Here is a 13,392-nt window from a genome sequence, read left to right on the forward strand (position 1 = left end):
GCTTGGCTTCGCTTACGATCCGGCCGTCGCCGCGTTACGCGCTTTGCCGCTTGAGGCGGCTTCTGCGTTGGGCGCGAAGCGTCTTGATCGATAGGATGATGCCTGTAAGCGTGAGGATGATCATGCCGATCGCCGCGGCGTCGATGAGGAGCGATACGTCGGTATCGCCGATTTTGCCTTCGTGAAGGTTTTTGATGAAGCCTATCGTTCCGCTTCCTTCGCCTCCGGGGCCTCTCATCCCGAAACCGGCTTGTCCGCCCGGCATTCCGTCCGTATCCTGCGATTGCGACGAATCTCCCGATCCCGCGGCTGACGCGTCGTACGAACTCCCGTCCGCAACCCCGCCGTTATCAGTGCCGCTGCCCATGCCCGTTCCGGAATCCTGCTGCGACATCTGCTGCATTTGCCCGAATGCCGGCCGCTGGCCGCCTTCCCCTTCGCCGCCCAAGATCCACTTCTCGCTGAGAAGCAATCCGGTAACCGATTGAAGCAATATAAACACCGAGCAGATCAATCCGATCCACAAATGCAATTGACGCGTCTTTTTCATTTATTTTCGACCTCCTGATCGTTCTTGCGACTTCTACCATCATGAGGGCTCAAACTTAAGCCTACCTTAGAACCTACTGAAAGTATTCTGAACGCCTTACGCGCATAAGGGTCTTGACTTTGCCGTACAAATCGTCGATGGACGCGAACGCCGCGGCTCAACTCGAGCTTACCGTGCACCGTCAGCTAAGGGAATGCAGCCCCTTATTCCTGGCGCTGGCCGACCCAATCCGCCAATACATCATCATGATGCTGACGAAACACGAAACGCTGAACGTCGCCCAGATCGTGGAACGTTCCCCGATGTCGAGATCGGCCATCTCCCACCCCCTGAAAATATTGCGACAGGCAAAGCTGATCGTCTCGAACAAGGTCGCGACGGAAATCTAATACGCCTGGACATCGAAGACTCCGTCCTTCAGCTGAAGGCGTTCGTAGAGACGACGCAACGGATCATCGAGATGAAAACCGCCGAGGCCGAATAGGCCTTTACTCTTAAATAACTAAGTAATTGGCTGAGTTCCACTCTGTTGTGGCTTAAAGACAGACAAATGAACTGTAAAACATGCAGTTATTTCGGCTAAAACTCAGATATCTGGTGAAATAGATGTAATACATACATTAAAATCACCAGATTTATCCTGCATCAGTTGAAATCCGCAAAATGAAGTGCACCTTTTGCATATAATGCATGCAAAGGCCTTACCATGTATCTTTTTTCATGCACATTTTACAGTTAAATATTCCAACTACGTTGTTTCTAAGCAACATTCACGCTGAACTCAGCCAAGTAATTAGACACTCGGTTGTTTAGTTGTTTAACAAAACGAATACCGTGAGGTACTATCGCATGACCAAGAACTCGACCATGAAAACCGCACTGATCACGGGAGCATCAAGCGAAATCGGAACGATATGTGACATCCGATAAAAAAGTAAGTAACTGACATTGACTTAGCACAGTTACCGGGTGTATACTGTGCTCAGTTGTTACACAGTAAGTGTGGCAAAATGAATCGCAAACATTAGGAGGTAATTATACACATGGCAAACGTATTGTTCGTCAAAGCAAACAACCGTCCGTCGGATCAATCCGTCAGCGTCAAGCTGTACGATACTTTCGTGGCCGCCTATCGCGCCAATAACCCGAACGACCAGATCACCGAGCTGAATCTTTTCGAAGCGGAACTGCCATACTACGATAATGAAATGTTGACGGGCTTGTACAAAGAAGCCCAAGGCTACGATCGCACGCCGGAAGAGCAAAAAGCGGCCGATACCGCAAACGGCTATCTCGATCAATTCCTGGCCGCCGACAAAGTCGTGTTCGCGTTCCCGCTGTGGAACTTCACGATTCCGGCGCAATTGCTCACTTACCTGTTCTACTTGAACCAAGCGGGCAAAACGTTCAAATACTCATCGGAAGGCCCCGTCGGACTTGCGGGCGACAAAAAGGTCGTATTGCTGAACGCGCGCGGCGGCGTCTATTCGGATGGTCCGATGGCGCAGCTCGAAATGTCCGTCAACTACGTTCGCAACATACTCGGCTTCTGGGGCGTGAAGGATGTCGAAACGGTCGTCGTCGAAGGCCACAACCAATTCTCGGACCGTTCGCAAGAAATCGTCGAAGCAGGTTTGGCGCAAGCGGCTAAAGTGGCTGCGGGCTTCTAATCTATACGAAAATCCCCGCCTTCAAGCTCAGCTTGAAGGCGGGGATTTTTAATGTTTATCGATGACGTTTCGCTATCCTTTGCTGGCTCCTCCGAAGCTGAAGCCTTGCGACATGAAGCGCTGACCGAAGACGTAGAGCGCTACGGCAGGAAGGGTATAAATAATCGAGAAGGCGGCCAGCTTGCCGTATTGCACGATTCCGTTCTGTCCGAAATACTGGTAGACCGTCACCGCCGCAGGCAGCTTCTCCGGACTCTGCAGGAGAATGAACGGCACAAGGAAGTTCCCCCAGCTGCCCGCGAAAGCAAATATGCCTATGGTGAAAATTCCGGGGAGCATGAGCGGCGCGACGACTATTCGCAGCGAGGTCCAGATCGACGCCCCGTCCACCCAAGCCGCTTCTTCCAGCTCAATCGGGACGGAATCCATGAAATTCTTCATCATCCAGATCGAGTAAGGCAGCGCGGAGGCCGTCAGGAACAGAACGGTGAAGAACAAGGAATCCTGCAGCTGAAAATAGAGAAAGAATCGATATACCGGTACCATGACCGCCGTAATCGGCAGTCCCGTCGAGAATAGAATGACGTACATGAAAGGACGCTTATACCGTAATTGATAACGGGATAACGGGTATGAGGCAAGCCCCGCCACAACGACGACCAACAGAGCCTGACCCAAAGCCAGAATCAGACCGTTCCCGAAAGACCGCTGATTCGCGGAACTGGTCAACGTCGATACGTAGTTGTCAGCCGTTAAAGCATCGGGAATTTTCAGCGCCAGCGTCGCATTGGAATCGAGCGAAGCCAGCACCAACCACAGAAGGGGAATGAAGAAGAGCAATCCGATCAGCGCGAGTATCGCATTGGGAAGCGTTCTTCCCAGGATAAAACGGTTTAATTTCTTCGGTTTCCAAGCTTTGTCTTCCATCTCCAAAGCCTCCTCGCAGATCGACTAGATTTTCACTTTTAATGCGCGCATGTAGATAAGACTTGCGACAATACCTATGACGAGCAGCATAAGGGAAATCGCCGTGCCATACCCCAGCTGATAATTGACGAAAGCTTGGTGATACATATAGACAGGAAGCGTCTCTGTAGAATTGCCTGGTCCTCCGCCCGTCAAAGCGTAGATCAAGGTGAAGGATCCGAGAGTCTGCAAAGTAACCAATACCATGTTAGTCACGACGGAAGGAAGAATCATCGGAATCGTTATCCGGGTCAAACGTTGAAAAGCGGACGCCCCGTCGATCATCGCCGATTCCTCTACTTCCTTCGGGACGTCTCCCAGCGCAGCTTGGAACACCATCATGGAGAAAGCCGTGCCATGCCACACATTGGCTACGATTACGGATACCATCGGAAAGGTATACAGCCAAGCGACCGGGGTCATCCCGACCGACTCCAGGAACGCGTTCGCCGTTCCGGTGTCGTTAAGGAAAGCGAACCAGACGAATGCGCACACGACCTCCGGGGCAACCCACCCCGCGATGACGATCGCTCCGATAACGCTTCGGAAGGCACGGCTGCGACCGTTCATCAGAACGGCAATCAAGAAGCCCATCACCTGCTGACCGATGATCGCCGAGAAAACAAGAAACACGATCGTATTCCATACCGACGTCCGGAAACCGGGGTCTTCGAACATATAAGTAAAGTTCTTAAAGCCGACGAACTCCGTCTGCGCCGCCGCAATGCCCGTCAAAGACATATTGGTGAAAGCAAAATAAAAGGTTAGGATGGTCGGCACGAAAAAAAACAATAACAGGAGCAGCCAACTGGGCGATAAGAACAATACCGCCCGCCACTGCGCATTGCCGTCCAGCCCCTTCTGCTTCTTCCGGGGAGCCTGCAGATCCAACGCCTTCATCTAGTCTCCTCCTTGCTAATGGGCGAAGCCGATTGCCACCGCTTTCCCGGGCAATCGGCTCTCCTCATCATTGCCTATTTACTTGGTCGTTACTTTATCCGCGCCAACCGTTCTCTCCACGTTCTTGGCGTACTCCTCCATCGCCGCCTCGGGGGTCAGATTCCCTGCCGCGACTTTCTCCACCATTTCCTGAATTTGCGTCGATACGCTTGGATATTCGGCATTCGCCGGACGAACGTGCGTGTAGGTAATGAAATCCGCCGCCACCCCGTACAAGGTGCCCTTCTGACCCGTGTACTCCGCATCCGCGGCCACGTCGGTTCTTGGCGTCAGCGCGCCGTCCAGAATAGCGAACGCTTTGTTATTCTTCGCATTGATAGCCAGCTTGATAAATTCGAAGCCAAGCTCCTTCTCCTTCGATTTCGCGCCAACCGCCAGCGTCCACCCGCCCGACATCGACGTAAAGCCAGGGTCTTCCCCGTTCTGGGTCGGCATCTTCACGAAATCGTAAACATCGAGCGCTTCCGGCCACGGTTTGCTGCCCGTTTCCGCCCAGCTGCCCGTCATCCAGTTGCCGTTCAAGACGATCGCAACCTTCTGGTTCGGCATCAGATCGGTTTCCAGCACCTGTCCGGCTTGCGCCGTAAGCACTTGCGAGAGCTTCGGTCCCATACCTCCGGAGTAGATATTGTTAATGAATTGCAGGGAGCTTAGAATACCGGGACTTTTCACAACCCATTTGCCGTTATCGTACAACGTGTCTTTCGTACCGTATAGCAGCATTTCGAACGTCTGCATCGTCGTGGCTTCCTGCCCGGCTTTGCCCGAGTTCATCCAGAACGGGATAATGTCCGGAAGCTTTTCTTTGATCGTCTTCGACGCCGAGAGAACCTCATCCCAGCTTTTCGGCTGCCACGGCACAGGAAGACCCGCTTTCTTAAACAGCTCCTTATTGTAGTAAAGCCCGCGCACGTCCGTAGAGAAAGGAACGCCGTAGACCTTGCCGTTCGCCGTTACCGCCGCTTTGATCCCCTCGTTGAACTTGCCCCAGTCTTCCCATGAAGCCACGTCCAGCTCCTGCAGGTAACCTGCCGCGCTATCCGCGTTGATCAGGAAGGAGTCTTCCGCCAGCACCTCGGGCGCCGTCCGGTCATCCATCAGCAGCAAGGGCGCCTTCGTCGAATATTGCGAGCCCTCGATCGGCTGCAGCTCTACCTTAACGCCCGCATGCGCCTGTTCGAATTCCGTCTTAACGCCGGCCAACCATTTTCCCCAATTGTCCGTTTCGTTCCATTTTCCGTAAGCGACCTTAATCGTCTTGGATTCAACGGGAGCGCCGCTGTCGGAAGAGTCGCTTCCGGATGGACTGGAATTCGAGTTATTATTTCCGCATGCGGTTAAAATGACGAGCATGATGACCATTGCCAGTCCGAGCCATTTACTTTTCTTTAGCATTTGCATATCTCCCCTTATTTGAATTCGTTTTCAAAACAAATTTCTAGAGTATTACGCATCACGCGCCTTAACGAATCGCCGCCTCCTTTCTTATCTTCTGGCCTTCATCTATCGCAGAAGCGGCTAAAGCCGCTCTCCGCTCCCCTTTCCAGGCGATCACGGGCTACTTCAAGCGAGTCAGAGAGCCGGATGGAATAGAGAAGCCGCAGTAGGATAGAATCAACTCGCTGAACAAAGCATTCGCCCATGAAAACCACTCTCTTGTATACTGCGAGCTGTCGTCGGCATGGAAGCCTTCATGAAGGAAATCGGTTCCGGCATCCGTGCGTTCCAAGACGTTCAGCAGCCGCAGCACTTCCTCTTCATCCAACGAGGTAAGAGCTTGCATCGCCAAAGAGATGTGCCAAATGTAGTTCTCCGGCGTATGAGGGCTTCCAACTCCCTCCGCAGCCGCGCCTCTGTAGAAGTATGGATTGCTATCGCTGAGTACAAACCTCCGAGTGTTCAAATAAATCGGATCGTCCGGCGCGCAATAACCGAGATAGGGAAGCGCAAGCAAGCTCGGAACGTTGGCGTCGTCCATCAGATGATACCCGCCAAGACCGTCCGTCTCATAAGCGTAGATTGGACCGAATTCCGGATGCTCGACAATCGCGTGGGCCGCGAGCCCTTGCCGAATTTCAGTCCGAAGAGCTTCCGCTTCCTTAGCCAGCGCCTCGTCCTGCAAAGCTTCCCGTGCCAGCTCCGCCATATACCCGAGCACGACTACCGCGAACATGTTCGACGGAATTAAATACCCGTAGGTACAGGCATCATCGCTCGGGCGAAATCCGGACCAGGTCATTCCGGTCACCGCGACCGGGCTACCCTTCCCTTCGCGGACTAGCGTATCGAGCGGCGGACAATTCGTTCTCTCGAACCGGTAAGAAGAGTCTGTCTCGTGGTTCTGCTCCGTACGCCAGACTTTCAGAATCAAGCGGCACGCATCGGAGAAAACCGGGTCCAGATGCGAGGTTCTGCCCGTTGTCTTCCACAGCAGATAAGCAAGCTGGATCGGATAACACAGCGAATCGATCTCGTATTTCCGCTCCCACAGCCAGCCGTTCATTTGCGTAAGATCGTCCTGATGGCCTTTGCCATTGTCGCTGTCATTGAAAGCATTGGCGTAAGGATCGAGTTGAACGTAGCGAAATTGCCGTTTGACGACGCGCTCGACGAGCTCTGCCAATTGCTCATCCCGCTGCGCCAGTATCAGATACGGCCGCACCTGCGCTGCCGAGTCCCGAAGCCACATCGCCGGAATATCGCCCGTGATGATAAAGGTCGTTCCGTCCGGTAAAGGCTTGACCGTCGTGCTCAACGTATTGGAGAAGCAATTGGCAAACATTCGAGCCAATTTAGGCCGATGCGGAAGCTTGGCCGCAACATCCTGAATCAGTTGATTCACCGAAGCCGGCAGTGACTCCGAAATCGTAATCATTTCAACAAACCCACCCTTCAGTTGTAAAGCGCTTTCATCCGAGCTCTAAAATCATAATAGTATATATAGCATGTCATTGTCAACATTATTTCATTGTTTATAATCCTATTATATATAATGATATATAATTATGCTCGCACACCAACCAAGCATGCCTATTTTTTCAGGAAGCGCCGTGAACGAGAAATGCGATCGCCTACAGAAAAAAAACGCAAAGCGTACGTCCGAATTACCGAACGCCGCTTGCGTTATTGGGGGCTCTGTCGTCTTTGGAATTGATTTATTCGCTATCGTTTTTCGGGGCCGGCCCGGTCGATCTGCCCTGGATCAGCTCCGCGTGCAGCGAGATTTTTCCCGGCAGCGTATCTCCTTGAATCAGTCTCAATACGCTGTCCACGGCCAGTCGGCCCAGCTCGCGTTGATTTTGCCGCAAATGGGTGAACGAATAATTCGCCGAGCTGCTCGACGGGCTGTCGAAGCATACGATGGATACGCTCTGAGGGATGCGCTTACCCAGTTTCTCTACCGCTTCTTTGGCAATTAACGCCAATTCGTACTCCAGCGCAAACAAAGCCGTAATTTGGGGATTCTTCCGCAGAAGCTGCTGAACGATCTCTACGTTCTGAGCCAAGAGCTGCTGGTTTAAGTCGTCATTAGCCGTCCAATGCATGTCCGTTATCCAGTGGGATCGGTCCAGGATGACCCCATGTTCTGCATGCGCTTGCACAAAACCTTCGATTCGGTCCTCTATTGCCACATTATCCGTAACCCTTGAGGCCAATAGCCCGATATGCCTGTGCCCGAGGCTCAGCAGATAAGCCGTTCCGGCCATCGCCGCTTCCACGTTATCCGTACTGATTGCGGTTGTAGCGGTCCCTTTCAAATAGCGGTCGACGAGCACATGGGGGAACTTCTCAATGACCAGCTTAAGTATTTCCTGGCTGAAATGCCTGCCGCGCGTCGGATAGATAATCAGGCCGTCCACCCCGAAGTTCCGCAGCATTTGAATCGCTTGCTCCTCGATATCCGATTGGGAGAAAGATAGCCGAAGCAGCAGAAACACGCCGCGCTCTTGCGCCGTCCTCTCCATCTCCACCAGCATTTCCTTGCCATAGCTATCGGTGAAATCCTCCATTACCAATCCAAGGACGACCTGACCGTCGCGTCCCGAGCCCTTAGCATTCCCTTCAACCTTCAAGCCGGGCTGCTCGGCGGGCAGGTTGTCCCGCTTAATAACGAACGAACCCCTGCCCGGCTGCCGCATGATCAAGCCGTCGTTGACGAGCATATCAAGCGCCTTCTTGGACGTAATCCGGCTGACTCCGAATTCCTCCAATAACTCCTTTTCCGAGGGGATTCGATCTCCAAGCTTATATTCGCCGGATTGAACTCGCTCTCGCAGGATAGCGTACATTTGTTCATATCTGGGTTTTAGCGACGAATTGTCGAACATGCATACTTCACCTTCATAACAGATTTGAAGTTAACAATTGCAGCAAGCTAATACCGATATCGATATTAATATAATATACTATGTCATATCATTTGTGCAACGGTCGTACGCCAACGCGGGAATCCTCATGATCTGCGCATGCTCGAGTACGCCTACGTCATCTGCGTTCCTGGTCACCAGCAATGCCGCAGACGGGCCGTCTTTTTTCTTCGACCACTCTACGATCGCTTCGGATTCTTTCAAACGCGGATCGAGGGAAATCCCCGCCTCCACGTGGGCGATCTTCACGCGGTCGGGCCGATGCCCTCCGCCATCCAGAGCATGTTCGCGCGCGTGTTCCAGGAACGGTTCCCGCGACCGGCAAAGAGCATTCCGGCAGACCGGAGATGGAAGTGTATCCACCGGGCGACATCTCGGCCGACGACTACCGCTACGAGGTTTGGATTCCGATCGCGAAGAAGTAGGTAGCGGTGCCGATCGCGAAATCCCGACATGCGAGTGAGTTAGCGGTCTGGGAGGACGTTATTTCGACGAAATGCGGACTTGGAGCGATTTAGCGGTGCCACGCGGCGTTAATTCGCCGAAAATCCCAAGTTTACGCGATTTAGCGGTGCCGGGCGACGTTATTTCGACAGATTACCGAGTTTGCGCGATTTAGCGGTATCTGGCGATGTTATTCCGGCGAAATGAGGACTTTGTGCGATTTAGCGGTGCCGGGCGTTATTATTTCGGCCTACAATCGAATTTGTCAGCAAGAGGTGCATCAGTTCTACGAGAAACTCCGCGTTCTTCTGGGGTTTCTTTTTTTCGAGAAGGGGCTTGTTTTGTTCAACATTGGACAGGTCGCGTATTCCCTGGATCCGCAGTCGTCTACAAGCGCGCTCCCTTCCGACAACCTGCCTCCTGGGGCCTCCCTTTTCTCGCCCGCGACTATCGACCAGTATTTCTTCGATTACGCCGCAAATAGTGTCGTTAACGCTCAAGCGTAATAATAATTGCTTTAAAGAGTAATATAAATTACGATGTGAAGTAAGAAAGTGGGGGATAAAGATGGAAGACATTCGGCTGAACGTCGCTTTGCTACGACAACGCGTACCTCATCTCACGAGCGCCGCACGGTCCGTCGGTTTGCGCGCGGCAACCGTATCCAATCTTTGTACGGGTAAAATCCATATCGGGAGGGCGGAAGTCCGTACGCTAGCGGCATTGGCTTCATTGGCCGGTTGCACGATGGACGATCTCATTATCCAAGGAGGAAAATTCGAAATGATCGAAACCGGAATCAAAACGTTGGATTTGTTCGCTCCGCTCACCAAAGGCGGAACCGCAGGACTTGTCGCCAGGCCGAAGATGGGGCAATTGGTCATTCTGGCCGAGCTCTTCTTCCTGCTCCGCAAGCAAGGATTCGCGACGGCCCTGTTAAAACCCGATGGCCGACATCCCGAAATCGACGACGTAACGGAAGACGCGGAGTTCGTGTGCGCCGATGCGGAAGAGGCTTTCTCGCGGCTTAGCCGGATCGGTTCCACGAAAGACGTCGTCATTGCCGCCGATCGCTCCCACGTCACGAACAATGAAATTTATCGGCTTCAGGATCGCCTTCGCGAGGCGGGAGTGACCTCGCTGACGACGCTTCTCGTCGATTTGAAGGGCGAAGCCGTCGACGAGGAATTGCCGTTCGGCCCGTTGGAAACCTTATGGCAATTCGATGCCGATCTGGCGGTCAGGCACGTCTATCCCGCCGTTAACGCCGTCCTTTCGGCGTCGGAAATCTTGGAAAGCGCGCGTGCCGACGCCGCGCACCTATCCGTCCAGCAGAAAGCGAAACGACTGCTACGGAGGTATAAAGAGCTTCGGTTCCTCGTTCAGGCACACGGGTTAGAGGCGCTGCCGCCCCAAGAAGCGCAGACTTTCATTCGGGGCGAGCTGCTCGAAGCCTACTTAACCCAGCCGCTATACGTCGCCGCCGCTTTTACCGGTAAAGCCGGTACAACCGTTGCTCTGCAAGACGCGCTTCATGACGTGCAACGCATTCTCGAAGGAGCCGAGGATCATCGGGAAGCCGATCAATTGATGTATATCGGGCAGTTGCCTCACTAGAGATAATCGCCTAACGAATAAAGCCCTTCTCGCTTGCTCGCCATCTCTTATCTTGGGCTTAGCCAAACCAGATCCTTACGCTCCCGCTGACGCCAGCAGCGTCTGCAGGCTCGTCTGCAGCGTCAGCACCGCTTGCTTCGCCTGAATGATCTGCTCTTTCAGCGCGATGACCGCTTCCAGATCGGCGACGCCCGTGCCGACGTCGTCCGCTTGCTTGGCCGCTTTCACTTGCGCCCAGAGCGCTTGCTTCTGCGCGCGCAGCGTCTGAATCGACGCGTGCTGCGCCTTGATCTGCTCCGCCAACGCCTTGGCGTCTTGCTTAAGCGCCGCTTTCCGCTCCTTCGTCAGCGCCTTGCGAGCCGCCTTGTTCGAAGCGCGCAGCGCCTGAATCTGGGCGACGAGGGCCTGTTGCTGGGCTCTCAGCCCGACGAGCTGCGTCTTCAGCGAAGCGGTCTGTTCCTTCCAAGCCGAATGCTTGGCCGCTTTATCCGTCCCCGTCTCGGTTCCCGTTCCCGTGCCCGTCTCCGTCGCCGCGAAAGCCGACTGTGCCGACCCGATCGTCAGCGCCAGCGCGAGCGCGGCCACGGTCCATTTCTTCTTCATCTTCATTTCCTCCTCTTTCGTCGAGTGGTCTTGCTCTTCCCACTCTACAGGGGAAATGTATCAAAAGTTTGTCACGCGTTACGGACCGCCGACCGGCAGCTCGATGCGGATCGCGGTGCCTTTGCCCGGTTCCGACTCCGCCCGGATCGTTCCGCCGTGGGCTTGCACGATGTGCCGGACGATCGTCAGCCCCAGCCCGGAGCCCTTGGACGCGCGGCTCGAATCGGCTTTGTACAACCGCTCGAACAGATGCGGCAGATGCTTCGGATCGACGCCTTGCCCGTCGTCCTCGACGACGATCGTTGCCGTGCGCCGGCCGCCTTGCAGCCGAACGGCCACTCTCGTCCCCGGCGGATTATGGTCGACCGCGTTGCCGATCAAGTTCACGAACGCCTGCTTCATGCGGTCCGGATCGACCCGCGCGATCACTCCAGCCGTTAAGTCGCCTTCGAAGGCGAAGACCATGCCCGCCTGCTCGGCTTTCGGCGACAACTGCCTGACGGTCTTCTCGGCGAGCGCCGCCAGATCCGTCTTGCGAAAGTCGAACCGCACCCGGTGCTCCTCGAACGCCGACAGCTCCTGCAGCTGGTCAATCAGCTTGCCGAGCCTCGCGGTCTCGCTCAACCCGAGACCGACGAATTCCTTCTGCTCGTCCCCCGTCAGGATGCCGTCCGAGATCGCTTGTAGCGTGCCCCGGATGCTCGTCAGCGGCGTTCGCAGATCATGCGAAATTTCCGAGATAAGGCGGCTTCTCTGATCTTCGACGCGCTCCATCCGCTCCGCCATCACGTTAAACGATTCGCCGAGCCGCGCGATTTCGTCGTTCCCCCTCGTCTCCACCCTGCTCGTGAAATCCCCTTGCGCGATCGCGACCGCGGCGTTGCCCATGCGGCGAATCGGAGCGACCAACCTTCTCGTCGCGAACCAGAGCAATAGTATGACCGGTCCCGCGCACAAGAGCGCGACGAGCCAGATGCTCCGGCGAATCGGCATCGCAAGACGTTTAACGTCCGCGCTCGGCTCGTAGACGAATGCCGAAGCGGCGACTTGTCCGTTCTTCAGAAGCGGAAAGCCGACGACGACCATGGTCGCGTCTTGTTTGCGCAGCTTCGCGACCTTCTCGACGCGGTTCCCTTCGCTTACCGAAGCAACCCAGCCACGGACGTCCGGCTTGACCCCGATCTCGTACAGGTCTTGCTTCAGAAACTTGACCCTCTTGCCGACGACGCTAATCCGAACGCCGTTTTCCTGCTCGATCTCCCGGAGCCGCTTGCGAAATTCGGCCAACGACGTCTCGCCGCGCGAGTAGGCGCCGTACGCCCGTTCGACGCCGGCGGCGCGTTCGCCCAGCCGATCGAAGCTTTGGCGGTAGAAATCCTTCTGAACGACCCAGTTGATCGTCGCCGTCAGCAGCAGCAGGACGACGACGCCGATCGCGACGGAAGCGAAAAGAGTTTGGCGGAACAACGAACGGGTCGGCCGCGTCGCGGGCCTCATGGACCGACCTCGAACTTATAGCCGACGCCCCATACGGTACCGAGGTTCCAGCCTTCGCCCGGCCCGAGCTTGCGGCGGATGCGCTGGACGTACAAGTCCACGACCCGGTCTTCGCCGTCGAAATCCCATCCCCACAACGCGGCGATGAGATCTTCGCGGGACAGCACCTTCCCCGGTCGCCGAGCCAAATAGGCGAGCAGCTCGAATTCGCGGCGCGTTAAGCTGGCCGTCTCTCCCCCGACCGACACCTCGTACGACTCCGGCCGCAGCGTCAGATTGCCGGCGAACAGCGTTTTTCCGTCACGGCTCGAGCCTTTATTCCCGACCTCGGAATCCGCGACCCCGCCGCGCCCTGCCCTTCTTAGCACGGTAGCGATGCGCGCCAACAGCTCGTGGGGGTCGAACGGCTTGACCAAGTAGTCGTCGGCGCCAAGCTGAAGCCCTTCGATCCGCTCATGAACTTCTCCCCGCGCGGTCAGCATCACGATCGGCGTATCGTCCCCGTTCTCCCTAAGCCTCCGGCATACCGCCCAACCGTCGAGCTTCGGGAGCATCAAGTCAAGCACGACGAGATCGTACGCCCCCTCGCCGATAAGCGCCAGAGCCCTCTCTCCGTCGTACGCTTCCTCGACGTCGTAGCCGTTCTTGGTCAAATACAATTTCGTAATCTTCACGATGGACGAATCGTCGTCGACGATCAAGATTCGCTTGCGGATAA

At 55.1% G+C, this 13,392-nt stretch carries 13 protein-coding genes; 3 read left to right on the forward strand and 10 right to left on the reverse strand.

The window, feature by feature from the left end; genetic code table 11:
- Nucleotides 1–34 precede the first annotated feature (34 nt).
- Nucleotides 35–550: a PepSY-associated TM helix domain-containing protein gene (locus ACFPPD_RS09335; RefSeq protein WP_209748883.1), complete on the reverse strand. Its 516-nt coding sequence runs from the start codon at nt 548–550 to the stop codon at nt 35–37.
- 119 nt (nt 551–669) lie between these two features.
- Between ACFPPD_RS09335 and ACFPPD_RS09340 the strand changes: the two genes are divergently transcribed.
- Both ACFPPD_RS09340 and ACFPPD_RS09345 read left to right on the forward strand, forming a co-directional pair.
- Nucleotides 670–939, forward strand: a complete 270-nt coding sequence (locus ACFPPD_RS09340) for an ArsR family transcriptional regulator (RefSeq protein WP_378081976.1) — start codon at nt 670–672, stop codon at nt 937–939.
- A 654-nt stretch (nt 940–1,593) separates the two neighbouring features.
- Nucleotides 1,594–2,220: an FMN-dependent NADH-azoreductase gene (locus ACFPPD_RS09345; RefSeq protein WP_209748884.1), complete on the forward strand. Its 627-nt coding sequence runs from the start codon at nt 1,594–1,596 to the stop codon at nt 2,218–2,220.
- Nucleotides 2,221–2,292: 72 nt separating this feature from the next.
- Here ACFPPD_RS09345 and ACFPPD_RS09350 read toward each other — a convergent pair whose 3' ends face one another.
- The 6 genes from ACFPPD_RS09350 to ACFPPD_RS09375 form a co-directional block, all read right to left on the reverse strand.
- On the reverse strand, nt 2,293–3,147 hold the full coding sequence (locus tag ACFPPD_RS09350; RefSeq protein ID WP_209748885.1) for a carbohydrate ABC transporter permease: 855 nt from the start codon (nt 3,145–3,147) through the stop codon (nt 2,293–2,295).
- A 24-nt stretch (nt 3,148–3,171) separates the two neighbouring features.
- Nucleotides 3,172–4,086, reverse strand: a complete 915-nt coding sequence (locus tag ACFPPD_RS09355; RefSeq protein WP_209748886.1) for a carbohydrate ABC transporter permease — start codon at nt 4,084–4,086, stop codon at nt 3,172–3,174.
- A 78-nt stretch (nt 4,087–4,164) separates the two neighbouring features.
- Entirely contained in the window at nt 4,165–5,541 is a 1,377-nt protein-coding gene (locus ACFPPD_RS09360; RefSeq protein WP_378081980.1) for an extracellular solute-binding protein, read from the reverse strand.
- Between the two features lie 163 nt (nt 5,542–5,704).
- Nucleotides 5,705–7,021: a glycoside hydrolase family 125 protein gene (locus ACFPPD_RS09365; protein ID WP_209748887.1), complete on the reverse strand. Its 1,317-nt coding sequence runs from the start codon at nt 7,019–7,021 to the stop codon at nt 5,705–5,707.
- Nucleotides 7,022–7,301: 280 nt separating this feature from the next.
- Entirely contained in the window at nt 7,302–8,474 is a 1,173-nt protein-coding gene (locus ACFPPD_RS09370) for a GntR family transcriptional regulator (protein WP_209748888.1), read from the reverse strand.
- Between the two features lie 78 nt (nt 8,475–8,552).
- Entirely contained in the window at nt 8,553–8,876 is a 324-nt protein-coding gene (locus tag ACFPPD_RS09375) for a hypothetical protein (protein WP_209748889.1), read from the reverse strand.
- Nucleotides 8,877–9,524: 648 nt separating this feature from the next.
- On the opposite strand from ACFPPD_RS09375, the gene ACFPPD_RS09380 reads away from it, so the two are divergent.
- Nucleotides 9,525–10,574: a P-loop NTPase family protein gene (locus ACFPPD_RS09380; protein WP_209748890.1), complete on the forward strand. Its 1,050-nt coding sequence runs from the start codon at nt 9,525–9,527 to the stop codon at nt 10,572–10,574.
- Between the two features lie 75 nt (nt 10,575–10,649).
- Here ACFPPD_RS09380 and ACFPPD_RS09385 read toward each other — a convergent pair whose 3' ends face one another.
- The 3 genes from ACFPPD_RS09385 to ACFPPD_RS09395 all read right to left on the reverse strand — a co-directional run bounded on the left by ACFPPD_RS09385 (nt 10,650) and on the right by ACFPPD_RS09395 (nt 13,375).
- Complete coding sequence (locus tag ACFPPD_RS09385; protein WP_209748891.1) at nt 10,650–11,177, reverse strand: hypothetical protein; 528 nt, start codon at nt 11,175–11,177, stop codon at nt 10,650–10,652.
- A gap of 78 nt (nt 11,178–11,255) precedes the next feature.
- The gene (locus ACFPPD_RS09390) at nt 11,256–12,674 is read right to left on the reverse strand and encodes a sensor histidine kinase (protein ID WP_209748892.1); all 1,419 of its coding nucleotides are present in this window, start codon (nt 12,672–12,674) and stop codon (nt 11,256–11,258) included.
- Nucleotides 12,671–13,375 carry a response regulator transcription factor gene (locus ACFPPD_RS09395; RefSeq protein ID WP_378081986.1) on the reverse strand — a complete coding sequence of 235 codons (705 nt, stop codon included), beginning with the start codon at nt 13,373–13,375 and terminating at the stop codon, nt 12,671–12,673. The genes ACFPPD_RS09390 and ACFPPD_RS09395 overlap by 4 nt, the downstream gene beginning before the upstream one ends.
- Between the last annotated feature and the right edge of the window lie 17 nt (nt 13,376–13,392).

The sequence above is a fragment of the Cohnella suwonensis genome (assembly GCF_042655365.1).
GTDB lineage: Bacteria > Bacillota > Bacilli > Paenibacillales > Paenibacillaceae > Cohnella > Cohnella suwonensis.